Annotated in this window: 20 protein-coding genes and 2 pseudogenes; 9 read left to right on the plus strand and 13 right to left on the minus strand. The window is 66.9% G+C overall.

Features of this window, described 5'->3' with window-relative positions; all coding sequences use genetic code 11:
* Nucleotides 1-599 precede the first annotated feature (599 nt).
* On the plus strand, nucleotides 600-2741 hold the full coding sequence (locus RLT59_RS37755) for a DEAD/DEAH box helicase (RefSeq protein WP_399127073.1): 2142 nt from the start codon (nucleotides 600-602) through the stop codon (nucleotides 2739-2741).
* A gap of 232 nt (nucleotides 2742-2973) precedes the next feature.
* Here the strand turns inward: RLT59_RS37755 and RLT59_RS37760 are convergent.
* Nucleotides 2974-4063, minus strand: a pseudogene (locus tag RLT59_RS37760) (IS630 family transposase).
* A 722-nt stretch (nucleotides 4064-4785) separates the two neighbouring features.
* Here RLT59_RS37760 and RLT59_RS37765 point away from each other — a divergent pair.
* Complete coding sequence (locus tag RLT59_RS37765; protein ID WP_311308006.1) at nucleotides 4786-5616, plus strand: IS5 family transposase; 831 nt, start codon at nucleotides 4786-4788, stop codon at nucleotides 5614-5616.
* Nucleotides 5613-6035, plus strand: coding sequence for a prefoldin domain-containing protein (locus RLT59_RS37770; protein ID WP_311308007.1), 423 nt, complete (start codon nucleotides 5613-5615; stop codon nucleotides 6033-6035). The genes RLT59_RS37765 and RLT59_RS37770 overlap by 4 nt, the downstream gene beginning before the upstream one ends.
* Before the next feature lie 40 nt (nucleotides 6036-6075).
* Here RLT59_RS37770 and RLT59_RS37775 read toward each other — a convergent pair whose 3' ends face one another.
* The 3 genes from RLT59_RS37775 to RLT59_RS37785 form a co-directional block, all read right to left on the minus strand.
* Nucleotides 6076-6459, minus strand: coding sequence for a hypothetical protein (locus tag RLT59_RS37775; RefSeq protein WP_311308008.1), 384 nt, complete (start codon nucleotides 6457-6459; stop codon nucleotides 6076-6078).
* Between the two features lie 122 nt (nucleotides 6460-6581).
* On the minus strand, nucleotides 6582-6743 hold the full coding sequence (locus RLT59_RS37780; protein ID WP_311308009.1) for a hypothetical protein: 162 nt from the start codon (nucleotides 6741-6743) through the stop codon (nucleotides 6582-6584).
* 868 nt (nucleotides 6744-7611) lie between these two features.
* Entirely contained in the window at nucleotides 7612-8295 is a 684-nt protein-coding gene (locus RLT59_RS37785; protein ID WP_311308010.1) for an HAD family hydrolase, read from the minus strand.
* Between the two features lie 127 nt (nucleotides 8296-8422).
* On the opposite strand from RLT59_RS37785, the gene RLT59_RS37790 reads away from it, so the two are divergent.
* The 3 genes and pseudogenes from RLT59_RS37790 to RLT59_RS37800 all read left to right on the plus strand — a co-directional run.
* Nucleotides 8423-9625 carry a helix-turn-helix domain-containing protein gene (locus tag RLT59_RS37790; RefSeq protein ID WP_311308011.1) on the plus strand — a complete coding sequence of 401 codons (1203 nt, stop codon included), beginning with the start codon at nucleotides 8423-8425 and terminating at the stop codon, nucleotides 9623-9625.
* A 261-nt stretch (nucleotides 9626-9886) separates the two neighbouring features.
* Nucleotides 9887-10303: a hypothetical protein gene (locus tag RLT59_RS37795; RefSeq protein ID WP_311308012.1), complete on the plus strand. Its 417-nt coding sequence runs from the start codon at nucleotides 9887-9889 to the stop codon at nucleotides 10301-10303.
* Between the two features lie 337 nt (nucleotides 10304-10640).
* Nucleotides 10641-10799, plus strand: a pseudogene (locus RLT59_RS37800) (transposase); the annotation flags it as partial.
* Nucleotides 10800-12834: 2035 nt separating this feature from the next.
* Here RLT59_RS37800 and RLT59_RS37805 read toward each other — a convergent pair.
* The 6 genes from RLT59_RS37805 to RLT59_RS37830 all read right to left on the minus strand — a co-directional run bounded on the left by RLT59_RS37805 (nucleotide 12835) and on the right by RLT59_RS37830 (nucleotide 17221).
* Entirely contained in the window at nucleotides 12835-13518 is a 684-nt protein-coding gene (locus tag RLT59_RS37805) for a hypothetical protein (protein WP_311308013.1), read from the minus strand.
* A gap of 228 nt (nucleotides 13519-13746) precedes the next feature.
* The gene (locus RLT59_RS37810; RefSeq protein ID WP_311308014.1) at nucleotides 13747-14532 is read right to left on the minus strand and encodes a hypothetical protein; all 786 of its coding nucleotides are present in this window, start codon (nucleotides 14530-14532) and stop codon (nucleotides 13747-13749) included.
* Between the two features lie 133 nt (nucleotides 14533-14665).
* Nucleotides 14666-15175, minus strand: coding sequence for a hypothetical protein (locus RLT59_RS37815; RefSeq protein WP_311308015.1), 510 nt, complete (start codon nucleotides 15173-15175; stop codon nucleotides 14666-14668).
* Complete coding sequence (locus tag RLT59_RS37820; RefSeq protein WP_311308016.1) at nucleotides 15172-15606, minus strand: hypothetical protein; 435 nt, start codon at nucleotides 15604-15606, stop codon at nucleotides 15172-15174. Before RLT59_RS37820 ends, RLT59_RS37815 begins: the two co-directional genes overlap by 4 nt.
* Nucleotides 15607-15876: 270 nt before the next feature.
* Nucleotides 15877-16092, minus strand: a complete 216-nt coding sequence (locus RLT59_RS37825) for a DUF6207 family protein (protein ID WP_311308017.1) — start codon at nucleotides 16090-16092, stop codon at nucleotides 15877-15879.
* Between the two features lie 529 nt (nucleotides 16093-16621).
* Nucleotides 16622-17221: a hypothetical protein gene (locus RLT59_RS37830; protein WP_311308018.1), complete on the minus strand. Its 600-nt coding sequence runs from the start codon at nucleotides 17219-17221 to the stop codon at nucleotides 16622-16624.
* 123 nt (nucleotides 17222-17344) lie between these two features.
* Between RLT59_RS37830 and RLT59_RS37835 the strand changes: the two genes are divergently transcribed.
* A complete protein-coding gene (locus RLT59_RS37835) occupies nucleotides 17345-17893 on the plus strand; it encodes a hypothetical protein (RefSeq protein ID WP_311304304.1) in 549 nt (182 codons plus the stop codon).
* On the opposite strand, the gene RLT59_RS37840 is transcribed toward RLT59_RS37835, so the two are convergent.
* A complete protein-coding gene (locus RLT59_RS37840) occupies nucleotides 17850-18641 on the minus strand; it encodes an IS5 family transposase (RefSeq protein WP_311308019.1) in 792 nt (263 codons plus the stop codon). The genes RLT59_RS37835 and RLT59_RS37840 overlap by 44 nt on opposite strands.
* Before the next feature lie 165 nt (nucleotides 18642-18806).
* Nucleotides 18807-20102: a hypothetical protein gene (locus RLT59_RS37845; RefSeq protein ID WP_311308020.1), complete on the minus strand. Its 1296-nt coding sequence runs from the start codon at nucleotides 20100-20102 to the stop codon at nucleotides 18807-18809.
* A gap of 228 nt (nucleotides 20103-20330) precedes the next feature.
* Here RLT59_RS37845 and RLT59_RS37850 point away from each other — a divergent pair, with 228 nt between their 5' ends.
* Together RLT59_RS37850 and RLT59_RS37855 are read left to right on the plus strand one after the other, a co-directional pair.
* Nucleotides 20331-23264 carry a DNA/RNA non-specific endonuclease gene (locus tag RLT59_RS37850; RefSeq protein ID WP_311308021.1) on the plus strand — a complete coding sequence of 978 codons (2934 nt, stop codon included), beginning with the start codon at nucleotides 20331-20333 and terminating at the stop codon, nucleotides 23262-23264.
* Between the two features lie 35 nt (nucleotides 23265-23299).
* Nucleotides 23300-23905 (plus strand): SMI1/KNR4 family protein, encoded by a 606-nt coding sequence (locus tag RLT59_RS37855; protein ID WP_311308022.1) that lies wholly within the window; start codon nucleotides 23300-23302, stop codon nucleotides 23903-23905.
* A 118-nt stretch (nucleotides 23906-24023) separates the two neighbouring features.
* Here RLT59_RS37855 and RLT59_RS37860 read toward each other — a convergent pair whose 3' ends face one another.
* Nucleotides 24024-24377, minus strand: a complete 354-nt coding sequence (locus RLT59_RS37860; protein ID WP_311308023.1) for a hypothetical protein — start codon at nucleotides 24375-24377, stop codon at nucleotides 24024-24026.
* Between the last annotated feature and the right edge of the window lie 232 nt (nucleotides 24378-24609).

A 24609-nucleotide genomic window follows, 5' to 3' on the forward strand; every position in this document is an offset into this window, starting at 1 on the left:
CGCTGCGCGATGGGAAGTGAACCGGGCTGCTTCGCAGCCCGGCCGAAGTGATGGAAAGCCGCTTCGCGGCTTTCTGATTTCCGCTTCGCTCCAATCCACGGGCCTCCGCTTCGCTCCAGCCCGAACAGCGGGGCGGGTCCGCTTCGCTCCCCCACCCGGTTCCGGCTCCGCCGGAACGGCTGGCTACAGGGTGACGGTGCATCACCGCTGGTCTGTGTAGCATCCCGAGAACACATCTACCCCCGAGCCATGACACCCCATCACCCTGGACCGAGTGCCTACCCCGGACCTGAGGGTGCGGATTCCGCTTCGCTCCACCCGCACCAGACAGACCATCACCCCTGCTCGGGGCGACTCCATCGCCAGGACGAGATCGCCTGAAACTCCCTCTGGTGAACACCGACCCGCTACGATGATACCCGTGCATCAACCTCACATGCGTCACATCATGCATCATCGATGTGCTGTGTAGTATCCCGAACAGATTGCCACTGCCTTTGATGGCCGACCGTTCATTCCTGGATTCTCGGAGATCCGATATGGCGAGTGCAGAGAGATTCACGCTCCGACCTCACCAGATCGAAGCTGTGGATGCTGTCGTGCGCGGGCTTGATATCCCGCCGGGGAAGAAGATCCCACCCGCCGGGCTGCGGGCCACTGTGGTGGCGGCGTGCGGCACGGGCAAGACGTTCATCGCCGCGCACTCCGCGCTCCGCCTGGCCCGCAACGGACGGGTCCTGGTCCTCCTGCCGACCCTGGATCTGCTGACGCAGACCGTGCGGGAATGGCGGGCGGGCGGCCACCACGGCCCGGCAGTCACCGTCTGCTCGCTGGAAGACGACCCGCATCTGTGGGACCTCAAGGTTCGCTCCACCACCAGTGCCCCGCAGCTGGCGCTGTGGCACGGGCGAGGGCCGGTGACCGTCTACGCCACCTACGCCTCCCTGCCCGTCCTGGCAGAAGCCCACGAGGGGACCTACGGGCTGCCCATGGACGTCTTCGACCTCGTGGTCGTCGACGAAGCCCACAGAACAAGTGGATCGGCAGGAAAGGCGTGGGCCGCCGTCCACGACCAGGACGTCATCCCCGCGATGCGCCGGCTCTATATGACCGCTACGCCCAGGATCTGGAAGGAGCGGCCGCCGCGGCTCTCCTGGGCGGAGCGGCAGGACAGGGCAGGGGTGCTGCGGGACCGGTTGCCGCAGGAGCTGGCCTGCTCGATGGATGATCCCAAGGTGTTCGGCCCGGTCGTCTACGAGTTGTCGCTCGCATCGGCCGTGTCCCGGGGCCTCCTGGCGCGGTATCAGGTCGTGGTCGTGGAGCTCACCGACCCGGTCGTCACCCCGGCCCGGCTGTCCGGGCCGCAGAAGCGGGACGAGGACGTCCGCGGCGAGCGTATGGGCGCGCTGCAGGCCGCGCTGCTGGAGACGATGGCTGAGCACGGGCTGCAGACCACCATCACCTTTCACCACCGCACGGCCGAGGCGGCTGCGTTCGCGGAAGGGCTGGGCCGGGTCGCGAGGCGGCTCCACGCGGCGGACTCGGAGCGGTATCCGGAGCGGGTGTGGGCCAACTGGCTGTGCGGGGACCATGAGGCCGACCACCGGCGCCAGGTCCTCGCCGACTTCGGCCGGCGCGCGGGGCATGCGGTGCTGTCCAACTGCCGCGTCCTGGGCGAAGGCGTCGACATCCGGGCCGTCGATTCCGTCGCTCTCCTCGACCCGAAGGGGTCGGCCGTCGACATCGTCCAGGCGATCGGACGGGCGCTGCGGCAAAAGCCCGGAGAGGGGAAGATGGCGACGCTGATTGTGCCTGTCTTTCTCGCGCCGCGTGAAAAGCCGGAAGACATGCTCACTTCCAATTCGTATAGGCCCTTGGTGAAGGTTTTGGAGGGGCTTCGGGCGCACGATGAGCGCGCTATCGAGCTGCTTGCCATTCCGCAGGAACAGCAGAAGGCGGTCGTTGATCCGTCGCCTCCGATCGGCCCCCCGCCGGAGGAAGGGCAGGAGGACACGCGGCCGCTGCTGCGGTTCGCGGCACCCCGAGATCCGGTGATGATCGCGAAGTGGGTGCGGTTCAACGTCATCAGCACCGAGCGCCAGGACTGGCAGCGCGGCTACGACGCCGCCCGCCGCTACTTCGAGCGCGAGGGCGACCTGGACGTGCCCTACGAGCACACCGAGGGCGCCTACCCCCTCGGCAGGTGGCTGTCCGACCAGCGCCGCTCCTACCGGGCCGGGACCATGAACGGCGAGCGCGCCGACGAGCTCGAAGAGCTCGGGATCGTATGGGACACCGCCGACGCCGCCTTCGAGGAGAACCTCGCCGCCGCGCGTGCGTACTACGCGGAGGCCGGAACCCTGGCCGCGCCCCGGCACGCCACCGCCCTCGACCGACCCATCGGCCAATGGCTCACCAACCTCCGCCGGCCTCGGCGGCCTCGGCAAGGACACCGACCGGGCACAGCGGCGGGCGGAGCAGCTCGCCGCGATCGACCCGGACTGGAACCCGCGACTGCTCGGATGGACCGTGGACTGGCAACGCTGCTACACCGGCCTGCACGCCCTCCTAGGGGCCGGGAACACGCTGGAGGACATCCAGCCCGGAGTCACCTACCGCGGCGACGACATCGGCCGCTGGGTCCTCCGGCAGACGCGGGACCGGACACAGCTCAACGCGGAACAGCGGCGGCGACTGGAGGAGCTGGGAGTACGGCCACGGGCGGCTGCAAAGGCCCGTAAGAGTGCAGCGCGGAGTGCGACGAAGGCTGGGGCCGGGAAGGACTCCGAAGCCTTCCAACGAGGCGTACAAGCCCTACGGCAGTACATCGCGCGGGAAAGGAAGACCACCGTCGGAAGACAGCACGCCGAAGAACTGCCCGACGGAACGACCGTGCGCCTGGGTGTGTTCCTCAGCAACCACAAAAACAGGCGCGACAAGCTGAGCGAGGACCAGCTCACCACCCTCGCCAGCCTAGTGTCCTGAGTCGTTAATTCGTGTGCAGTATGCGGCGAGTGTGTCGAGGATGTCGTCGGCGGTCTTCGTCCAGACGAACGGCTTGGGGTTCTTGTTCCACTCGTTGATCCAGCGGCGGATGTCGCGTTCGAGTTCGATGACGCTGCGGTGGGCCGAGCGGCGGAGTTTGCGGGAGGTCAGCTCGGCGAACCAGCGCTCGACGAGGTTGAGCCAGGACGCCGAGGTGGGGGTGAAGTGCAGGTGGAAGCGGGGGTGCCGCAGCAGCCACTTCTTGACCGGTTCGGTCTTGTGGGTGGCGTAGTTGTCCAGGACCAGGTGAAGTTCGAGGTCCTTGGGGACGGCGGCGTCGATGACCTTCAGGAAGCGGAGGAACTCCTGGTGGCGGTGGCGGCGGTAGTGCTGGGCTATGACTGATCCGGAGGCGATGTCGAGGGCGGCGAACAGGCTGGTCGTGCCGTGCCGGACGTAGTCGTGCGTCATCTTCGCCGGCTGTAGTCGGTGCCATCGGCAGGACGGGCTGGGTTCGGTCCAGGGCCTGGATCTGCGACTTCTCGTCCACTGCCAGGACCAGCGCGTTCTCCGGCGGCGACAGGTAAATGCCCACCACGTCACGGACCTTGGTCACGAACTGCGGATCGGTCGACAGCTTCCACGTCTCCACGATGTGGGGCTTGAGGCCGAACGCCCGCCAGATCCGCGAGACGGCCGACTGCGACATGCCCTGGGCCTGGGCCATCGAACGTGTCGACCAGTGCGAATCGCCTGTTGGTGGGCTCTGGCCCAGCGTCCTGGCGACCAAGGCTTCGACCTGCTCATCCGTGATCTTCCGCGGTGCACCCGAACGCGGCCGGTCCACCAGACCCTCCAGCCGGTCCGCGGCGAACCGGGACCGCCACTTGCGCACCGTCTCCCGCGAGACACCCAGGTCGTCCGCGACCCGCGCGTTCGACCGGCCCTCTGCACACGCCAGCACAATCCTCGACCGCAGCACCAGTGCCTGCGACGCCGTCTGCTTGCGTAACCAGCCCCGCAGCACGCTGCGTTCGTGATCGGATAGCTCCAGCGACAACGGCTTCGGACCAGGCATCGCCACACTCTACAACCGCACGCGAACTAACGACTCAGGACACTAGGGCTGGAGTGGGCGTGATTCCTGTTCCAGCTCTGGAGAGCGTATGGAACACCAAGCCCGTTTCGCTCCCTACGATCCGCATCATGAACGAGATCCCCGCTTACCTGTCGGTCAAGGTCAACTGCGGCAACAGCGACTACGACAACGGGAGTGTTCAATGAACGGCGTCTCCTTGATCATCGGATCCGCCGTTCATTGAACACTCCCAATTCAGAATTGCGCGACCCGAAATGTTTCAGCCACGGCAAGGACGCTCCGATATGGGGCCGCTTTAATTCGACGTGCAGAGGCGCCGGAGCCGATCGGCCGCCAGGCCGGGCGGCGGAACCGCCCACCGGCATCAGCCACGCTTCCTTGGTTTTGATCGTCACGGTCGGCACCACCCGAGACTCAGAGCCGCTGCTGCCGCCTACGGTCCGCGCCGGTCCCGCAGAGCCGCACGCGAAGCCGCCTCAGCCCCCACCGGTCACCCGCGAGGGGCTGCGCGACACGCCCGGCCCGCCCTCCGCTGCCTGCCTGTTGCCGATGCGTCGGCGGGTACGGATCGGGGTGGGTTGGCGTACTACAAACACCTAAGAGTACGGGATGTGGCGTTCTGCCGGTCTTGTCATCGCTCGATGGTGTGACGTTGGGGCATCGTCGCCGGTCAGGCGTTCGAGGTTCGCTTGGGTTGTGGCATGAGCATGCGCAAGCCGTACCCGAGCGATCTCACCGACGAGCAGTGGGAGCTCGTTGACCCCGTGATCACGGCGTGGAAGGCCCGGCATCCGTCGGTCAGCGGGCACCAGGGCAAGTACGCGATGCGGGAGATCGTGAACGCGATTCTCTACCAGAACCGCACGGGCTGTCAGTGGGAGTTCCTGCCCCACGACATGCCCCCGCCCGGAGCGGTGAAGTACTACTTCTACCTCTGGCGCGACGAGGGCACCGACCAGGACATTCACGACCTGCTGCGCTGGCAGCTGCGGGAGAAGCGGAAGCGGTTAGCCGACCCGAGCCTGGTGGTCCTGGACACGCAGAGCATCCACGCCTCCGTCGGCGTCCCCGCCACGACGACCGGCAAGGATGCCGCGAAACGTGTGCCGGGCCGGAAGAGATGCCTGGCCGTGGACGTCTTGGGCCTGGTCATCGACTGCGTCGTCCTGCCCGCCTCCGAGCACGAGAACACCGCCGGCATCGCCCTGCTGGACGGCGTCGCCGAGCAGTGCGACACGGTGACCAAGGCTCTGGTCGACCAGGGCTTCAAGAAGAGCGTCGTCGAGCGCGGCAAGAACCACGGCATCGACGTCGAGATCGTCGAACGCAACCCGGACCAGAGCGGGTTCGTCCCGCAAGCCAAGCGGTGGATCGTGGAGCAGACGAACGGGATCCTGATGTTCTACCGCCGTCTCGTCCGCGACTACGAACACGCTCCCGCCTCCTCCCGCTCCCGCGTGCTGTGGGCGATGGCCTCCGTCATGAGCCGCCGCCTCACCGGAGCCACCCTCGCCTCCTGGAGGACCGCATGAGCGAGAACCCACAGGTCAAACCCATCCTGGAACACATCGAGACCCGCGAGCGCGAACTGGCCGACCAAGCCGAGCAGTTCCGGGCCCGCATCGAGGACCTCACCCGGCAGCTCGGCGAGATCGACGCGGAGAGCGAGAACCTGCGGATCACCCGCAAGACCCTCCTCGCTCTCCCCGCACTCTCATCCGGCACCGAGCCGGACCGCCCCGACATCCCGGACCACCCCGCCTACCAGCAGATCCTCACCGCCCTGGCCGACGCGGGCCGGCCGATGCGCGCCCGCGACCTCTGCCAGGCCCTCGACCTGCCGATTCTCCCGAAGAACACCGAAGGCATCCGCTCCAAGATGAAACGCCTGGTCAGCCGGGGCATCCTCGTCGAACCCGAACCCGGCCTGTTCGTCCGACCCGGCGCATGAAGGCCGCCCCTCGCCCGCGACCAGCACCCCTTGCCCAATCTCAACTACGAAACGGACAAGAACCAACGTTCCGCACTCTGAGAGCGACGTCGATGGTCTGGGGGTCGTACTTCTTGCGCAGCCGGTCTTCGCTGAGGTTCAGCTTGGCTGCGAGGGGGCCGAGTGGTTTGCCCTCGGACCTCTGGCGGACGACGAGTGCGGCGACGGCTTCCTGCATGAGCGTGTCGAGGTTGTTGACGAAGGAGAGTAGTTCGGTGGCCGGTGCAGCGGTGTCGGAGGTGCGGTTGATGAATGCGTCAGCGACCACGATGACGTCTTCAGCGATGTCGCGGAGCCCTTCCGTGCAGCGGGTGGCCCGGTTGGCGTCGATGGCGGGGCCGTTCCGGGCGGGCCGATCGGAGCCGGAGTGCGAACGGATGGACACGGGAGTCCTCTTTCGGGGGTGCTGGGGCGGGTATCTGTGCCCGCCCGCCCGGTTGGCGCGGTGATGGATCTGAGGCTCGTCGTGGGGCGGGAGCAGTACTCCCGCCCCACGACGTCGTCAGGTCAGCGCAGGCGGACCCGGCGGCGGACCAGCAGTGATCCGTGAGAGGCCGTCAGGAAAAGCGCCAGGAAAGGCAGCACCCCGGAGGCGAGAAAGCCCGGGATCGCGAGCATGGGAAGAGAAATCAGGACGACGAGCAGACTTCCGCGCACCGTGACAGCCATGACATCCCACTGTGACGTTTGAACCAGGCGCAGAGCAGGGATGATACGTTCACGGCTCAGATTCCGCGCAATCGTAGAAGCGTGTGCCGGAAGATGAGTTTGGCGTCGGTGGAGAGACACAAGGATTCCTTTTCCTTCGGTTTCGAGCTGATGTTGAAGAGCGACAAGAGACCCCGGTGAGGCGACCAACCAGCAGCCGGGGTCTTTGCCTGCCCGGCCAAGACCGGGTATCGGAATGTACTACCTTCCGCACGCGCTTGGTGCCGGAAAGTAGCGTCGTGGGTATGGGTGCCCACCCCCTCTACAGTGATCAGATAGCGGAATTCCGTTGCGAAATGGGTCACCAACCGATCGGATTCGGTCAGCGGAATCGGGCAACAGCGGCGAAGACATTGAATTCACCGATCCCGAAGTACACCCGCGTGAAGCACCGCCACCCCTGCGCTCCCCCTGCGATCCCCCTCAAGCGACCTGCGGGGTCCGCGAACTTGTCAACGAATCCACCGCAGCCGTACACCCCCGGTACCTCGAACGGGTGACGGGCACGGCCTCAACACCGGTCTGCGGATCGGGCCGAGTGACGAGCTGGCTGCTGCGCTGCCACGAGAGGCCGCAGAGTCGAACCCGGTAGGCGGAGCAAAATGCGCTTCTCCATGCGGTTCAGCAGTCGCAGCGCCCCGCCGGGATGAGTGTCCATCCCGTATCTCAGCGTCGTTGAAGACGCGAAGGACGGACTTGACTCCCGAGCTCCCCACGCGCGTTCGGCGCGCGCCGGAAGGACGGGCGCGGGCGCCTGGTCCGATCCCGCGTCACGGCCGGCGCAGCTTCAGGTGATCACCGTCTGTTCGCTGGCTTCGCGTCGAGAGGGTCAGGTCAGCAGCGCAAGCAGCGGCGCCAGGTCCCGGAGATCGGTGACCGCCATGGTGGGCTCGGCCTGCTGGAGTTCGGGGAGTGCAGTTCTTCCGGTGGCGACCGCCAGGACAGGAACACCGGCTTCCCGGCCGGCCGCGATATCAGCCGGAGTGTCACCGATCAGCAGGACATCAGCCGGGCTCAGCGGTGTTCCCCATGTCCGGGCGGTCCGTGTCATTGCCGTTCGGACGAGTTCGGCCCGTTCATCGTGGTCCTCGCCGTAGCCGCCGCAGGAGAACTGGATGTGAGCGTCGAGTCCGAAGACGGCGAGCTTGATCTCGGCAACCGGGCGGATGTTGCCGGTGACGACGCTTTGCAGGGCGTCGTCCATCTCGGCTACCGCCGCGAGCGCGGCGGCCGCGCCGGGCAGGGCGTGGCCGCGGTCGCGCAGCTCGTGGGCGTGTGCCTGGTGGCGTTGGGCCGAGCAGCGGGCGAACGCTTCGAACTGGGCCCGGTCGGTGTCGATGCCGTGGAGGCGTGCGGTCTCGCGGAAGATGACGGGTTCGGTCATGCCGTCGACCAGGGCCTGCTGCTGCATGGGCTGCCCGGTGACGTGCTCGAAGCACTGGCCGAACAGCTCCCGCCCGACCCCGCGGGTGGCGATCAGGGTGTGGTCGATGTCCCAGAGAACGAGCTTCACCTGCGGCCTCCGAGTATCTGCGGTCAGTAGCGGAGCTCTACGGTGTCACACGTTGGGTGAATGCCGGTCCCCCACGTCCAAGGCGGTTCTACGCTGGCCGGACACCTGCGATCGAGGGAGGGCCACGATGGACCGGCCCACGCTGCCCGTCAGCGACCGTATCCGTCAGAGTCGGATCGAGCAGGGGCGCACCCAGGCGGTGGTAGCCGGCCTGTGCGGGATCAGTACGGAGTACCTGTCCCAGATCGAGCGCGGCCTGAAGACCCCGGCCCGTGAGGTCATGGCCCGGCTCGCGGCCGAACTCCGCCTGCCTGTCGCCGCTCTGATGGGCGGTGTCCCCGTGACCGCGGAATCCGTACCGCCTGCCGTGGGGTCCCGGGTGACGCAGGCTCTGCTGGGATACCACGGGCCGCCGTCAGCCCCGCTCACCGCCGCCAGCCTGCGGGAGCGGGTCGAGAGTATCTGGCGGATCTGGCAGTCCTCCCCCACCCGTTTCACCGTCGCGGAGAGCCTCTTACCGGACCTGATCCGCGACGTCGAGGGAGCCGTCAGGGCCTTGCGCGCGAGCCCCGATGCCGACGAGCGGCGCGACGTACTGCGTTCGGCCGCTGATCTCTACGGCATGCTGCGGTCCTACTGTCGCCGTGCCGGCCGCACAGACCTGGCGCTGATGTCGGCCGACCGGGCGCTGCGCGCGGCGGAGGACGCGGACGACGCTTTGCGTATCGCGGTGGCGCACTGGAACGCGGGGCACGCGCTGCTCTCACAGCCCGGCAGTGAAGCCGACGCCGTTGACGTCGCGATGACCGCCGCGGCCCAGCTCGATCGGGCGACCAAGGACACGACCGAGACGGTGGCGGTGAAGGGGGCGCTCGAACTCGTCGTCGCGGTGGCCGAGGCGAAGACAGAACGGTCCTGGGCGGCCCGCGACCGGCTGAACAAGGTGCTGCCGCTCGCGCGGCGGGCCGGAGAGGGCAACGTGCTGCGGACTGTGTTCGGGCCCACCAACGTCCAGCTCCATGCCCTCTCGGTCGAGATGGCGGACGGCGACGCCCTCGAAGGGCTTCGCCTCGCCGACCAAGTGGACATCAGCCAGATCCCCTCCAACGAGCGGACCTTCACCTTCGGCATGGAAGTCGCCGCCTGCTACGACCTGCGCCGCGACTACGCCGCCGTCCTGGTCCACCTCCTGGAGTTGGAACAGCTCGCACCCGAGGACCTCGAACGCAGCCCACTCGCCCACACCCTGGCCACGTCACTGGTCCGGCAGGCGCGCCCGACCTACCGCCGGCAGGCCGTCGCCCTGGCCGAACGGCTGCACCTGCTGTGACCGCGGCCCGTACTCGTACGGGCAGTACGCCCGTACCCCGAGTACGAGCCGTCGTACGGGCCGGTCCCTACGGTCGCCACTCACGCCGTCGACCAGGGGACCGTCATGAAACACACTGCCAGCACCACTGAGAACGGAACCCCCGGCGCAGCCGGAACCCGCATTGTGGCCGCGGGGAAAGACTGGGACGCAATCCGGGTATCACGGTTTCTCGGCCTGCAGGCTCTCGAACGCCTCGGCACCGCAGCAGGCCCCGTTCTCGTGGACCCCGCCGCTCGCACGATGTACTTCCTCGTACCGGCCGGCAGCACCCGCGAATGGGACATCCCGCAGACCCAGCCGCTGGGAGACACGAACCACGTTGTCGTACCCCCGGAAACCCGGCAGTCACCCCCGGGCCCCTACTGGCTCGTCAGCGCGCACCGCCCCCTCACCAGCACCATGGTTCTGCGCGAGGCACTCCAGAACGTGCAGGGTCCTCGTACAGCCCTCCCTCTCGTCCTGGAGAGCCTGACGCTCGACCAGATCAGAGGATGGAACTGCGCGCTCTGCAACGCCCGGCTGCGCGCCGACCGGCCGCTCGGGACCTTCTCCACCGGCCTTGGAATCCTCACCGAGCCGACCGAACTCTGGGCATGCGCACCGGCCTGCCGGGCCGTACCCACCACCGCACCCTGAACCGCCTCTGTCGGGCCGAACGCGGGAGCCCGTTCGGCACGCTGGCTCATCCGGACAGCAGTTGGCCCCGCGCACGTGCGAAGTGACCGCGGGGCCAACCCAGAGAATGCCGTCCTGTCAGGGCACCCCTCCCGACCGTACGGTCAACCGTCCCTGACCGCTCATCGAGGACAGCTCGTCAAGCCCACACCCGTCCATAAGCTTGTCGTTTATGGTCCGCCGTCGAACGCGGCTCGAACTTGGTGGGTGTCTTCGCAGTTCACCGGACGTGGAAGCGGCCTTCGGCTGATCCTTTGCTCCGTCACAGAGGCAGAGGATCAACGCGAAGGCCGTGGTCATGAGTTTGGTGCATCAGGGTGTCCTGCGGGATGCGTTCGCGGAAGCGTCACACTTCCGGTCGGAGTTGTATGCGTGTCTGACCGCTCGGGGCGACGCGTTGTTCGAGTTGTGCGACGCACTGTTGTGTACGGACGGGCCGGTGCGGACGCTGGTCGACCCGTTCATCCGTTCATCCGTTCATCCGTTCATCCGTTCATCCGTTCATCCGTTCATCCTGCCAGCACCGGACCAGCGCTTCCGGCATGCAATGACCGCCGGCCACACCACAGGCTAGGACACACAGACGGTGTCAGCCTTTTGGGCCTCACCTGACGTCTGTCACATACCAATCCGTTCAAAAGCGACACGAAAAGATTCTATTGCCGACTCCGGCATAATGTAGCCCTTTATGCGCGTAGCCTTTGGCACACTCGAACCACTTTGGGACCGAATAGGGGGAGGCAATTCAGATGACCATTTCCCGGTACCCGCCCCCCTGGATAGAGCTTTCGTAATCGCTGTAGTGCGCGTCCGGAGAGACGAATCCCCTTGCAGGTCGTCTACACAGACCCAACCGTTTCCCTCAGCAGCCCTGCGAAGCAAATCGACAGAGCTCTCAGGCAAATCACGCAGCAAATGTTCGGCTCGAGTTGCCGTCCAGTCGCCATTGTCAGCAATGTTCGCTGAATTCACAATTTTCGAAAGGAGGCCGGCGAGCTCCCGAGCGAAATCATCTGGCACATCCTCTATAATTATGCGCAACTCATTCTCCGTGCACCAAATCAGCCAGGGTCGGTCATCACTCCGCGAGAAGCGTCCGATTTTCCTATGCTCTACCCGCTGGATCAACAATCAATAGTAGTTCGAAGATCACTCGGTGTCTATGGCCATGCTTTTCGATACCCTCCCTTGTTTTCAAATGTCCTGCCAGGCACCGGACCCTTCTTCGGGGCCGGGGGCGCCGGCCCACCTCCGGGACAGGCGTTCTTCAGCGGGTAACATCCAGGCGATCACGTCAAGTGCCGTGACCGGCAGTGCAGTTCAGGGCCACGTCTCAGATCACAACTATTGCGCATGCCTAGAATCCCACCCGCCCGTACGAAACCTCCCGATCCGGCAAAGGCGCAGGGTGGCACGGGCTGGCGTGGACCGCAGCGGGCGGTGCCGTCCACCGGTGCGGACAGGTGCCCGTCGGTTTCGCGGAGGAACTTCCGCGAGGGGTGCCGTGGCCGTCGCTCTCGCGCAGTGCGACGGCGAGCGCCCATGCCGTGGCCAAGCTCGGAGCAGCCACAGCGCCGAGGCCGAGGCCCGCTCGGACTGCGCCGAGGCCAGCCCCCCGGGCCCGCCGTCGTCATCCGACTGGACAGCGCTCGCCCCATCATCGGGTGGGGCAAGCACCGTATTTCCCCGACCGAACCGCGCCGGAGCTCAGCCCGCGTCCGGACCTGCCGCAACTACCAGTTCAGCTGGTGGTTGCGTACTCAACGTGGCGCGCCAGACGCACTGCCTGAGTTCACCCAAGAGGCCTGGCGCGGTGAGCAGATGTCCCTGCTTTTAGGCCTCGCCGCGTTGAGCGTCCGCCTCGCCATCAGCGGCAAGTCCGCGAACGCCTCCCCGCCTCTTCGTCCTGAGAGCAGAAAGCTGCGGCTGCTCACAGGGATTGTGTTCGTGAGCAGCCGCAGCACTATTCACCTGCGGTCAGACTTTGCTAACACGCCAGGCGATTGCTCCTGTTGCGTTGGATTTTCCGGAGACTTCGAGCAGTAGGTCAGGAGAACCTGGGAATCGAACCATCTCCATGGACCGATCGCATGGAATAGTCTTGGACTTCGTTCCCTCCGCAGGATCGAATGAGACCTCCACGTCGCCGCTCCCGACGCACGCGACCGCCACGCGGTACTCAATCCCCTTGCTCAGTCCGAGCTGCGTATGCAGTCCATCGTGGACGCGCTCCGTGCCCGAAGCGACGAACTTCCCCTTCTCAGCAGCAGCTGTGGTGTCCAGGACACCCTGCGCCTGAGCAATGAGCCGTTGCTCTGCTGCTTGCTGTGATGGCGCCGTGCTGCTGGCGGAGGGCGAAGGTGTGGTCTGAGTGGCCCGGCTGGATGCGTGTTCGTCATGGGCCGATGAGCAGCCCACGAGGAGCAGACTCGACACCAGGGCAGCCCCGACCGTGAGTTGACCACGCCCTATCAGTAGGCTGCCGATGGATGTCACGATGCTGTCTCCCAGTACTTCCATCCCATGGACTTCGTGGGAAGCTTCGCGGTCCCTGTCGAGACCTTGACTATGTGGCAGCGGTCGGCGCTGCTTGCGTACTTTGCCCACGAAAGCTTATAGCCCCAGGAACCATACTGGAGGTGCCCATACTTCTTCTTGCCGATATCGTGGGTGTATGTATGCCCAACCGCAATGGCGAAGCTAGCCGCGATTGAAACGCTTACGGTGGTCTTGGCCTTCGCGATGATTGCGCCCGCCGAGAATTCGCCGCTTCCCGTCACGGTACCCGTGATGGTACCGGTCTTGGTGACACTGACGGTCATGCTTCCCCCCGGCCCGTCCTTGTATTCTGTACCATTCCACAAGGACGGTACGAAGTAGGAGGACTTCCCAGTGATGCCGTAGTACGGCTTGATCGCGGGGCCATCGCACCGGCTCGGGTCGTTATGCGGAGCCTCCGTGATCGGAGTCTCTACCGTGTCGTCCTCCGGGCCGTCGTTGTTGTCCACAGGGTCCGGGGCTTCAGGTTCAGGCGTCGGCTCGTCCGCGGTTTCCGCAATCTGAGCGGCGGGCGATGTCGGCTCGGTGTCTGCCGCCGCCGTCCCCGCCGCACCAATGCAGAGCAGCAGGGCAACTGCCGACGAAGTCATCACCGTTTTGCGTGCATAGATGCCCATGGGACACCTTTCCATATGACCACCCCCCCGGCGGTCGAGTATCTGGAGACTATGCTTTTGTCATATGCGCTTCAAGTAGTGGATCACCTCCTTGAGCATCACCTGAGGTTGATGGCGTACCGAACTACCGCAAACCTCCTCGAAGGCACAGTTGAACAGCGCCAGCCCGACCGGGCCCCAGGGCTCTCATGGCGAAACCCCGGGGCCCGTGATGTGTCGGACGTTCGGTCAGGCTGTGGGGTCGTCCGGGTCGGTAAGCCAGGTGACGACGTCGGCGTCGGTCATCCTGATCGCCTGCGTCTCCTCAACCTCGCCGTGCTGGATGACATGGAAGCGGCCCGGGTGCGGGCGCTGCTTCGGGGCGGGGCCGGCCATCGGGGCGAGGCGCTGCCAGGTGTCGCCCGTGAACCGCGCCAGGATCACCTTGGCGAACAGCTCGTGAGCCGCCCCTGCGAGGACGGTGGCCTGGGGCCGTCCGTCGAAGATGACGTGGATGCGGGCCGCGTGTCCGACCCAGAGGGCTTCCTCGAGGGCGGCGATGGCGGGGGACGTCTTCGGGTCGTCCTTCTGCCGGAAGGTCTCCCAGTAGCGGGCGAGCTGGCGCAGCGTGGTGTTGGCCTCGTCGACCGCGACGATCAGGCGCGGTACGTCGTGCAGGTCGCCTTCGAGGCTGAGGCGGCGCTCCAGTTCGGAGGCGAGGTGGACCAGGGCGTCGTGGATGCCGGCGATGTCGCCGCGGTGGGTCACCGTGGGCAGGGACTTGGCCCACAGGTGGGAGATCCGCTTGGGGGCGAGGACCAGGGCGTGGGCGGCTTGGTGGAGGAACTGGGCGGTGAGGGAGCGCAGCATCGTGGTGCTGCCGCCGCCGGTGGCGGTGCAGACCAGGACGTGCGGGGATTCGGCGTCCAGGTCGACGGCGATGGCCCGCCCGGTGGTGCTGATGCCGATGAGCGCGGTCCCTTCGGGCAGCGCCTCTATCTGCTCGCGCAGGCCGGGGTCGGTGAAGTGCAGCATCTACGGGAGCGCGGTGGTGTTCGTCATGGTGCGGTGTTCCTCTTCTGTGCGGTGCCTGGTGAACCGGGCGTTCTCCAGGACGAGGTGATCGTGTCGGCTGAACCGGACAGGGCCCGCTCCGGCAGATTCGGCTTCAGCCCTCTTCGGTCTGCGGGGCGGCGGCCCACGCTGCGGCTTCGGTCTCGCTCATGAGCAGGACCTGCGTGGGGTGGGCGGTGGAGCGCTGCACGGTGTGGAAGCGGCCCGGGTAAGTGCTGGCCTTGGGGACGGTGGCGACCTGCGGGGCGGCCTGGCTCCAGGTGCGGGTGGCGACCCGGCCCAGGAGCACGGTGGAGAACTGCTCGCGTCCCAGCGCGGCGCTGTAGTTCTGGGCACCAGCGAGGATGTGGATACGGGCCTCGCGCCCGGCGAAGAGGAGCTCCTCGTACGCGTTCACGGCCGCGGACGTCTTCGGCTCGCCCTCCTGGCGGACCTTGTCCCAGTGGCGGGCCAGCTGCCGCAGGGTGTGGCCGGCGAACTCGAACACCACTGCCGGGTGCGGCAGATCAGCGGTTTCGCCGTGCTCGTCGACGTGGCGCGTCAGTTCGGCGCGGAGGCCGAGAAGGGCGTCGTGGATGTCGGCGATGTCGCTGTTGTACGTCACCCCCGGCAGACCGCGCGCCCACGACTGGGAGATGCGCTTGGTGTCGAGGACCAGGACGTCTCCGCCGTGGTGCAGGAACTGCGCGGCCAGGGTCCGCAGGACGGTGGAGGTGCTCCGCCGGAGGCGGAGCAGACCAGGACGTGCGGCGAGTCGGTGTCCAGGTCGAAGCAGACCGGCTGCCGGTCGGTGCCGAGGCCGCCGAGGACCGGGGAGGCGGGCAGCGCCTCCAGCTGCTCGCGGACGCCCGGGTCGGTGAGGCGCAGCTGCTGCGGGACGGTGCTCTTCTTCGTGGTCTTCCACATGGCGGGGTGTTCCTCTTCTGTGCTGTGCCCGGTGAACCGGGTGTTCTCCGAGGCGAGGGGCCGTGTCGGCTGGAGCGGACGGGGCATGACAGCGGCAACAGCTGCCAGACCCAGCGCAGTACGGCGCATGGACATCTCCTGATGTTGTGGGGGGACAAGAGGACACCAGCAAACCGCTCAACCACGCTGCGCGCTACGCGCGTTGACTAACCCAGACGACAACATTCCATTTTCGTTACTCAACCTCCCCCGCCCACACCCGCGGGCGTGGGCACGTATCCCCTGTCTCGAGACCGGTTGGCCGGTTGGCCCGTGCGTGAACTGCTGCCAGATCGGATAGACGTGGTCCTGGGCTGCCTCATCTCACGGTCTCCCCCGGCTCATACCGGCAGCGACGGGTTACGGCTCATCAGTGCCGGCACGCCGGAGATCCGCGTACAGGCGCGCCCGCACCCCCACCTCCCCCGGGACACGCCAGACAGGGACAACGCCCGAAGTGGCCCACAGTCGACCGAGCTCCTGCATCGCCTGCAGAGCCGTGGCTTCATCGGCGGCGGCGATGTCGAGAACGACCAGGCCGGGCTCGGACACATGCTCTCCAGTGATCTTCTCCATGACGGCCACCACGCAACCAGAGGCGGACTCGGTTCGCGATGCTCCGGGGATTCACCCGTAGGGGCTGCTCGCAACACCGCGGCACATCGAGTCGTACGCGCGAACGCCATATCCCTCGCGACCCGAATTGCGTACAGCATCGACGACCTGACGGTACGAACTGCACGACGGTCATATGTGAGCTCATCGGGAACCACCCACGACGAGCTCTCCGCAGAAGGACGCCAAGGGATGAACCTGACGAACCGCGAGATCGTGATCAAACGGTAGATCACCAGCAGTTCGAGCCGTTCGATTCTGCTGTGAGAGCGATCCTAAGGATCAGGCCGTTTCGCGGCCTGACGCCGAACTGCGACTGAGCGGGCTAGGTAGGCAGGGTCTGTGTCGCTCAATTGCCGATCCCGTCGAAGGTCCTGCCGCGGGGACGACAGCGGAGCACGCGAAACACAGAGACACCGACCAGGAATGCAACGGCGACGCTTTCGATCCGCGACCGAGCGCCCCTTCTGTGCCTGGGACTGGGCTGCTGTCAGTCAGTGCGGGTGAAGGTGAGCGATCGGGGACGTTCGCCGTCAGCGGGGGCGATTTCCACCTGCATGGTGGATCCCAGAGGCCGGGACATGACGCGCGTAGGGGTGCGGGTGCAGAAGTTCTCAGGTTCGGAGGAGGTCACGGATTCCGGACCAAAACGCAGGTTCTGGTCGATGGAGACGAGGACGGAGAAGCCTCGGCAGTGGTGGACATCGCCGTCCCAGGCAAACTCTGCGCGTGCACGGCCGGGGGCGCCCTGGCGAATGGTGACGCGGACGGAGGAGGTGGCATCGGCGCCGTCCTGGGCCTCCCAGGTCCCCAGGAATATAGCCGGGATGGTCTGGGCCGCGGGGGCGGTGCGCCGGAGGGTGTAGGTGGTGCCGTCTGTCTCGACGGTGATGGCGGAGTCGCTTCGGTGGCTGAGTGTGAGGGGGTCGGTGGTGCTGCACTGGCTGTCAGATGTGGAGCTGATGGGGCGCGGGGCGAGGACGAGGTGTGTGCCGGAGGTGGTGAGGGTGGCCGTCGACCGGCAGAGAGCGTGAGTGGAGGAGGTCAGGATGTCGGCGGTCCGGGTGCCGTCGGTGCCTTTGCGGATCACGAGCCGTCTCAGACGCTGTTGTCTTTCCGAGTCTGACGACTGTGTTTTCGCTGGTCAGGGGTAGGGGCGGCGTCGGTGTGGGAGTGATGGGGTGTCGTTTCGTCGCTCTCGTGGAGGCCGTGGATGCCGTCGGTTGTCGGACTGCTGGAACAGCACGAGCTTGCCGCTCGTCGTCGTGTGGACGGGCTGCGTGAGGAAGCGGACCGCATCCAGGCCGAGCTCGCGGTGGCCGAGCAGGAGTGGTCGGAGTGGACGATCGCCCGCGAGCGTGTCGGTGCGGTGCTGTCCGCGCCGGGCGGTGACTCAGCCGGCGTGGGCGCCATTGACGTGCCGGAGGGTGTTGTGACGGGAACCGAGGTGGAGGCGTCTGCACCTCTGGTGGTGAAGGCGAGGTCGCAGGTTCCGATGTGGCGCGAGGGGCTGGCCGGGACGGCACTGTCGGTGGACTACCAGCGCATCCTGGCCGCGATCGAGGATCGGGGCCGTCTCGGTCAAGGGCCGCTGACCTGTCAGGAGATGGCCACTGCGTTCGGCCTGGACGTGGTGCCTGCCAAGGTGGAGGGGCTGCGGTCGAAGGCGAAACGCCTGGTCGCGCGGGGCTGGCTGGCCGAGTCGGCACCGGGCCGGTTCACCCTCGCGCGGAGCGTGAGCGGGCCAGGCGGCGGGTCATGATCATGGTCATCGACCAGTAGATCATCGCCTCGGCGCTGCTAATGGATCGTTCGAAGTCACGCACCAGACGGCGGCTTCGCATCAGGTGGGCGAAGAGCCGCTCGACGATCCACCGCTTGGGCAGCACCACGAAGCCGCGCATGTCGTCGCTCCGCTTGACGATCGCCAGGACCAGCGCGAGCGCGGCCAGGCAGTGCTTGACGAGGCTGCCGGTGTAGCCGCCGTCGGCCCAGACGAGTTCCACCCGGTGGTGAGCGTCGGTCACCCGCTCAAGCAGCACCTTCGCGGCGGCGCGGTCGCCGATGTCCGCCGCAGTGACCATCACGCCCAGCAGCAGGCCGAGGGTGTCGACCACCACGTGCCGTTTGCGGCCGTTGATCAGCTTGCCGCCGTCGAAGCCGCGGCTGTCGGCGCCGACGACGGCGTCCGCCTTGACGGACTGCGAGTCGATCACGCCGGCCGTCGGTTCCGCATCTCGCCCCGACTCCTCGCGGACCCGGCCGCGCAGCCGGTCGTGGAACTCTCTGACCAGCGCGTGGTCGCGCCAGCGGCGGAAGAACGCATAGACCCGGTCCCACGGCGGGAAGTCGGCCGGCATGGCCCGCCACTTGATCCCGTTGTCGACCAGATAGCGGATCGCGTCCAGCATCGCCCGGTGGCAGTACGCCTCCGGCTGCCCGCCCCGACCTCGCAGCCAGCCCGGCACCGGCAGCAGCGGCCGGACCACGGCCCACTCCGCGTCCGTCATGTCCGAGGGATACCGCCGAACACGCTCCGGATGGTCGGCCGCATTCCCGAACCGGTGAGCGACACAATCACACGACAGAGCAGCCGAGTTGAACTCCACCGGCGCGAGCACGTACAACTGCGGCAACAGGGTCTCCTGGATCTCGGTTGGCTTCGCAACCCCGAGCTACCAAGAGGCCCTGCCTTCATGCCCGCAGCCGGCCACGGTCACCCGATCGAGACTCCCGTTCGACGCCCACCCCGCACGATCGGAACGACAACAGCTACTCAGGGTGGCCAGTTGCTCTCCGGGCGCGTCGTATTCGCCTTCCCACGTGCCGAGGAAACTCTCGGGGCCGGTCGTGCCGACGGTGTTCCGCGCATGAGGTGACGAGGAAGTGCGGGGCGGGGGCGAGGTGGTGGTGGATGGTGAGGGGCTGGACGGCGGAGAGATGGACGGTGGGAAGGGGGTCGGACTGGAGATGGCGGGCGGGGGCTGCTTGGCCTGTTCGGTCCGGGGGTGCTTGGCATCGGTGAGGTTCAGGGTGGTGACGACTGCGGCGCCCGAGGCAACGGCGATGAGGGTGAGCGTGGCCGCGACGACAGCGAGGATGCGTCGGCGGGGTGAGTGTGAAGGTGACGCGGTCCCGGGTTCCCTCGGGGGCGGGGCGGGCACGTCGGCGGGGTGGGTTGTGGCCACGATCGCGGTGCCGCCGCCGACGGAGCGGGCGGTGAGAAGTCGGACCGCGCTGTACTGCTCTGCCAGTGCTGTGCGGGCGTCGGAAAGAAGGATGGCGGTCGGGCGGGAGGCCTGGGTGCCGCGGGCGGGCAGCGAAGTGCCTTCGTCACGGCTGGACAACGCGTCTTCCGGGTCCGGTGTGGTCTGGGGTGCGGCTGTTTCGGCTTGGTCGCGTACGTGGCTGAGCGTGGTGTGGATATCGCGGACCTGGTGCAGCCGCTGGTGCGCTTCCCGCAGCCAGTCGGCGGCCTGATCGTCCGCGGTTCCCGGAGCTGGAGAGGTCTGGTGGACCGCGGGGTCCACGGGGGTGGGGTGAGGGGCGTGCATCTGCAGACCGGCGATGACGCCGAGCAGCATGTGCACGAGACGCTCCGCGCCTTCCATCGTTGCGGATGCCTGCGCCACGGCCTCGAGCGGAGTGACGCCCTCGCCGGTGGGCTGTGGCTGGACTGGCGGCTGCAGGGCGGCCGTTGCCTGGGCGTGGAGGTACTGGGCCTGCTCCCACCGCACGGTATGGGAGCGCGGGTCGCGGACCAGGTCGTCGACCAGACGCTTGAGAAGGTGCAGGTGGATCGTCTTGTTCCCCGAGCGGTACTCGCCCCAGCTCGTCTTGCTGATCTTGTACCGCTCAGCCAGCTCCCGGACCGTGAAGTCCCTCGTCAGATCACGCAGGAACGCCGCTAGCTCGTTGGCCTGTCCGGTCTGCCCCTTGGATCCGCCCTGCGGACGGCCAGCCTTCACCACTGCCGCACTCCCCCGTAGTTGTCCGCGTTGTCCGCTGGTTTCCCGCTTCCCATCTGCGGTTATTGGTAACGGCTGTTGATGGACAATCAGACCAGGTCACACGGTGGGTCTCCAGCACTTCCCAGACAAACTGTGGAGCATCCTGTGATCTGTCTTCCTTTCCGGGGCCGGCCCCGGCGGTCCGGACCTGACAAACCCCCAGCGGTTCTGCGTCGCATCGGTGTCATCGTGGCTGGCGCGATCGCCGCCGGGTTCCTTTCGTCCTTCCCCGCTCTGGCCGACGAACCAGCAGCCATGGCCCCTGTCGCACTGGGGTCGGTGACCGCGACCGGAGACGACCACCTGTACGGGCTGGCCGCCGACCACTCCGCGGTCTACCGGTGGAACGGCCAGGGCACCGACTGGACCAAGGTCGGCGGCCCTGCCAAGGACCTGTACGCCGGCGGGGCCGGACTCTTCGCGACTGCCCCAGACACCGGCAAGATCCTCAAGTACGACGGCGCACCCGACGCCTGGTCGCAGATCGGTGAACCCGGGGCGGACTTCGCTGTCACCGGCGACCGGCTCTACGCGCTGAATCCCGACCGCACAGCTGTCTACGAATGGGCTGGCACCGGCACCGACTGGACCAAGGTCGGCGGGCCAGCCAACGATCTCGACGCAGGCGGAGCCGGGCTCTTCGCCACCGGCCCCGACGGCAAGATCTTCAAGTACGAGGGCACCCCAGAAACCTGGACACAGATCGGTGAACCCGGTGCTGGCTTCGCCGTCACCGGCGACCGCCTCTACGGCATCGCCGCCGACCGCACGGCCGTCTACGAATGGGCCGGGCACGGCACCGACTGGAGCCGGGTCGGCGGCCCCGCCCAGGAGCTCTACGCCGGCGGCGCCGGCCTCTTCGCCACCGATCCCGCAACGGGGCAACTCAGCAAGTACGACGGAAAGCCCGACGTCTGGACCAAGGCCGGCAAACCCGGTGCAGGCTTCGCGGTCAGCGACACCCACCTCTACGGCCTCGCCACCAACCACACCTCAGTCCTGCAATGGACCGGCACCGCAACCGACTGGGCACCGCTCGGCGCACCCACGACCCCTCCGGCCCCTCCCCCCGCGAAGGAAACTCCCCCGCCCGCCCGGCCACAGCCGCAGGAGAGTACGTCGGCTGCACCCCAGCCGCAGGAAGTCGTTCCCGCCCCGGCTTCGTCGGACGCGCCTGAACCCGCGGAAGGCCCGGCCGCTGCGGAACCCGAAGCACCCCTGCAGGGCGAGTCCGGTCAGCGAGAGATCACCCCGGCACGGGTCCAGCCCACCGCACCGGCCGACACGGTGAACGAACACACCGTCCGAATGGCCGTCACCGCCCAGGACGACCTCTACACCCTCGCCGCCGATAACAGCGCCATCTGGCAACGCGGCAGCGACGGATGGACACCGATCAGCGGCTCCGCGAACGCCGTCTACGCCGGGGGTGCGGGTGTCTTCATGACCGGCCCAGACACCGAGCAGGTCAGGAAGTACAACCCCACGAGCGCCAGTTGGGATCCGATCGGCGGCGCCAGCGGCCACTTCGCCGTCACCGGCACGCGCCTCTACCGGCTCACATCGGACGGCATCGGGGAATGGCACGGCGACACCTGGACCACCATCGGCGGCCCCGCGAAGAATATCTACGCCGGACGGGCCGGACTCTTCGCGACCAACCCCGACACCGGCGATCTCTACAAGTACGGAGGCAAGCCCGACAGGTGGACCCGGATCGGCGGCCCCGGTGCCACGTTCGCCGTCGGCGGCGATCACGTCTACGCCATCAACCCCGACCACACCGGCGTCTACGAATGGACCGGGAAGAACACCGACTGGACGAAGATCGGCGAAGCGGCCACAGATCTGTATGCGGGCGGTTCCGGACTCTTCGCTACCAACCCTGCCAGCGGAAACATCAGCAAGTACAACGGCGCCCCAGGGCAGTGGACGGAAATCGGCGGCCGAGGCAGCACATTCGCGGTCAGCGACACCCAGCTCTACGGCCTCTCCCCCGACCTCGCCACCACCTACCGGTGGAACGGGACGAGCAGCGACTGGACACGCATCGGCGGAGCCGCCGACGTCGCACAACAGCGCCAGGACGAACAACTCCTCGCCCAGAACTGCGAAACAGGCCGGGACTGCGTCAAGGAATACCGCGACGCCAAGAAGCTCCTCGAGACCAGCCTCACCGACTGGCTCCAGGACAACGAAGGCCAGATCCTCCTCGACACCTTCGGCGTCACAGCGACCCTGGAGTGCGTCGAGGACCACGACTTCTCCAGCTGCCTCGAAGTAGCCGCCGACGCTGGCACCACCCTCCTCGGCGTCGGCGTGTTCAAGAAGAGCTACAAGATCACCAAATCCGTCAAGCACGTCGCCAAAGAACTGCCTAAGTTCCGGGACCGGGCGCAACAGGCGCGGAGCACGTACGACCGGCTCAACCACATCATCGAAAACGCCCACAAAGCCGCGGAACAGGCCACGGACCGGCCCGATATCCATGACAGCCACTCGCCTGACTGCCGCGTTCAGGGCATGGGATGGGTGGCCCCGGGCACCCGAGACGCCGCCCACGGCAACCGGGCCACCACGATGAACGCCTGCCTGGACAAGGCGTGGATCGACACCCATCCCGGTACACGCACCGATCCCAAGAGGGGAAAGGGAATCGTCCCGCCTGGCTACAACTGGGCACGAAGCTACGCCGGCTATCTGGGCGGTCGAGTCAGCGACGTCAACGCTTGCCACCTGCTGGCGGCGCAACTGAGCGGCTCAGGCACCGACCTCGCCAACCTGGCGACCTGCGGATCTGACGCCAATTCCTACGTCGGCAAACCCACTGAACCGCTTCCCGCGATCGACAGCATGCACAACTTCGAAAACACCGTCCGGTCCCTCACCAATTCCAAGCATGTCGTGCGGTACACGGTGACGCCGAAGTACCGCGGCGAACGAACCGCACCGTATGAGTTCGACATGTCCTACACCGCGTGGGACACGGACGGGCACTACACGGGAAGCGACAGCACCACCATCTCGAACCTCATCTACACCGCCGGCCAGGGATGGAAGAACCTGGGCACCGTAATCCACAGCGAAACCGGTGCCGACGTCCCCCTGGCGGGACAGCCGTGAACACGGAGACGCACCCGACCCCGATTGGACCCGCCATGCCGCACCCCGCCGTCGCCCGTCTGCTTGCCCTGCTCCCGCCCCCTGACTCCGGGGGCGACACAGTGGACTGGGAGACGATCGAGCAGCAAACCCACGTCCGGTTCCCCGCCGACTACCGCGAATTCGTGGAAACGTACGGCGGCGGCGAGATCGATGACTACTTCTCCGTGGACACGCCCCCGGTCCCCGGCTCCCCCTACGGAGACCTCCTGGACAAGCTCAACCCCACGCTTCACGACTCGGACCGCCGTGAACTCGTATCCCACCTGCCGGGAAAAGACCTGCCACCACTCCTGCCCTTCGCGGGCTCCGCGAGCAGCGATGTCGCGTTCTGGCTGCGCGAAGGCGCTCCCGACGACTGGCGGGTGGCCGTCTTCCGGAGGCAAACACCTCAAGGGAAAGACACCTGGAGCATCTTCGACGGAGGTATGGCGGCGTTCTGCGTGGCGGTCCTGACCGGCGAAGCCGACCCCTTCAGCGCACCGATCGACACAGCCGACCAGCACGTGTTCGTCAGCTGGCGACCACGTACTACCAGGGACGGCCAGACGGCCGCCGGTACGGGCCGCACCGGCGGAACCACCCGCCCGACAACCGGCTAGGCGCACACTAAAGCCCGCGACCGATCACACTCCCCCGCCCGGTCGTGACCAATGGGCTCGATGCAGGGCGGGGAGAGCCAGTGACCTGTGCCAGTGAATGTTGATACCCAAGTCCCGGCTAGGGCACGGGAGGCGCATAGGTGATGCCGACATCACCGGCCGACGTCGCGGCGAGGGCCACCACCCGCCAGATCACTTCGGAAATGCCACCCCCGGGCCCGTCGCAGGCATCGTTGAGAAGATCTACGACCAGCGACACGGATGCGCCGTCCGGCCCCTTAGCCGAGAACTTGACGTGCTGCGCCGTCCAGGGCTGCTCTCCGGGCGACGCAAACTCCACCAGTGCGTGGTAGACCACGAGATCCGCGCCGTCCTGGGTGAGGACGAGCGTGCCCATCTGGAGGTCGAGGCCGACCTCCACTTGGCTGTCCTCATGCGTAACGACAGGTTCGCCGGTGGCGCTCAGCTCCACGCTGCTCTCCAAAAAGAGGAAGACGGGATCGGATGCCGAGCATCGCAGCAGGCCGTCTCCTGTAGCGAACATTGCCGAGCACGCCAGTAAGCCGACGTGCTGGGGTTCCGGGATCTCTGGGCTCTTCGGTGGAGTCGTGCGACTCGTCCAGTGGGTGCCCGTCCCGGGCGCCTGTTGCACACCGGGCTCCTGGGCGTGTGACAGAGCCGCCCCGCCCCCACAGCAATAGGGG

It is taken from the genome of Streptomyces sp. ITFR-6 (genome assembly GCF_031844725.1).
Taxonomy (GTDB): Bacteria; Actinomycetota; Actinomycetes; order Streptomycetales; family Streptomycetaceae; genus Streptomyces.

Bases quoted from the DNA above. Each gene is read 5' to 3' on its own strand.
- RLT59_RS37820 (WP_311308016.1), bottom strand. From the start codon at position 15,606: ATGCGCCGTACTGCGCTGGGTCTGGCAGCTGTTGCCGCTGTCATGCCC.
- RLT59_RS37765 (WP_311308006.1), top strand. From the start codon at position 4,786: ATGAGCATGCGCAAGCCGTACCCGAGCGATCTCACCGACGAGCAGTGG.
- RLT59_RS37810 (WP_311308014.1), bottom strand. From the start codon at position 14,532: ATGCTGCACTTCACCGACCCCGGCCTGCGCGAGCAGATAGAGGCGCTG.
- RLT59_RS37825 (WP_311308017.1), bottom strand. From the start codon at position 16,092: ATGGAGAAGATCACTGGAGAGCATGTGTCCGAGCCCGGCCTGGTCGTT.
- RLT59_RS37835 (WP_311304304.1), top strand. From the start codon at position 17,345: ATGCCGTCGGTTGTCGGACTGCTGGAACAGCACGAGCTTGCCGCTCGT.
- RLT59_RS37840 (WP_311308019.1), bottom strand. From the start codon at position 18,641: ATGACGGACGCGGAGTGGGCCGTGGTCCGGCCGCTGCTGCCGGTGCCG.
- RLT59_RS37780 (WP_311308009.1), bottom strand. From the start codon at position 6,743: ATGGCTGTCACGGTGCGCGGAAGTCTGCTCGTCGTCCTGATTTCTCTT.
- RLT59_RS37855 (WP_311308022.1), top strand. From the start codon at position 23,300: ATGCCGCACCCCGCCGTCGCCCGTCTGCTTGCCCTGCTCCCGCCCCCT.
- RLT59_RS37790 (WP_311308011.1), top strand. From the start codon at position 8,423: ATGGACCGGCCCACGCTGCCCGTCAGCGACCGTATCCGTCAGAGTCGG.
- RLT59_RS37770 (WP_311308007.1), top strand. From the start codon at position 5,613: ATGAGCGAGAACCCACAGGTCAAACCCATCCTGGAACACATCGAGACC.
- RLT59_RS37805 (WP_311308013.1), bottom strand. From the start codon at position 13,518: ATGGGCATCTATGCACGCAAAACGGTGATGACTTCGTCGGCAGTTGCC.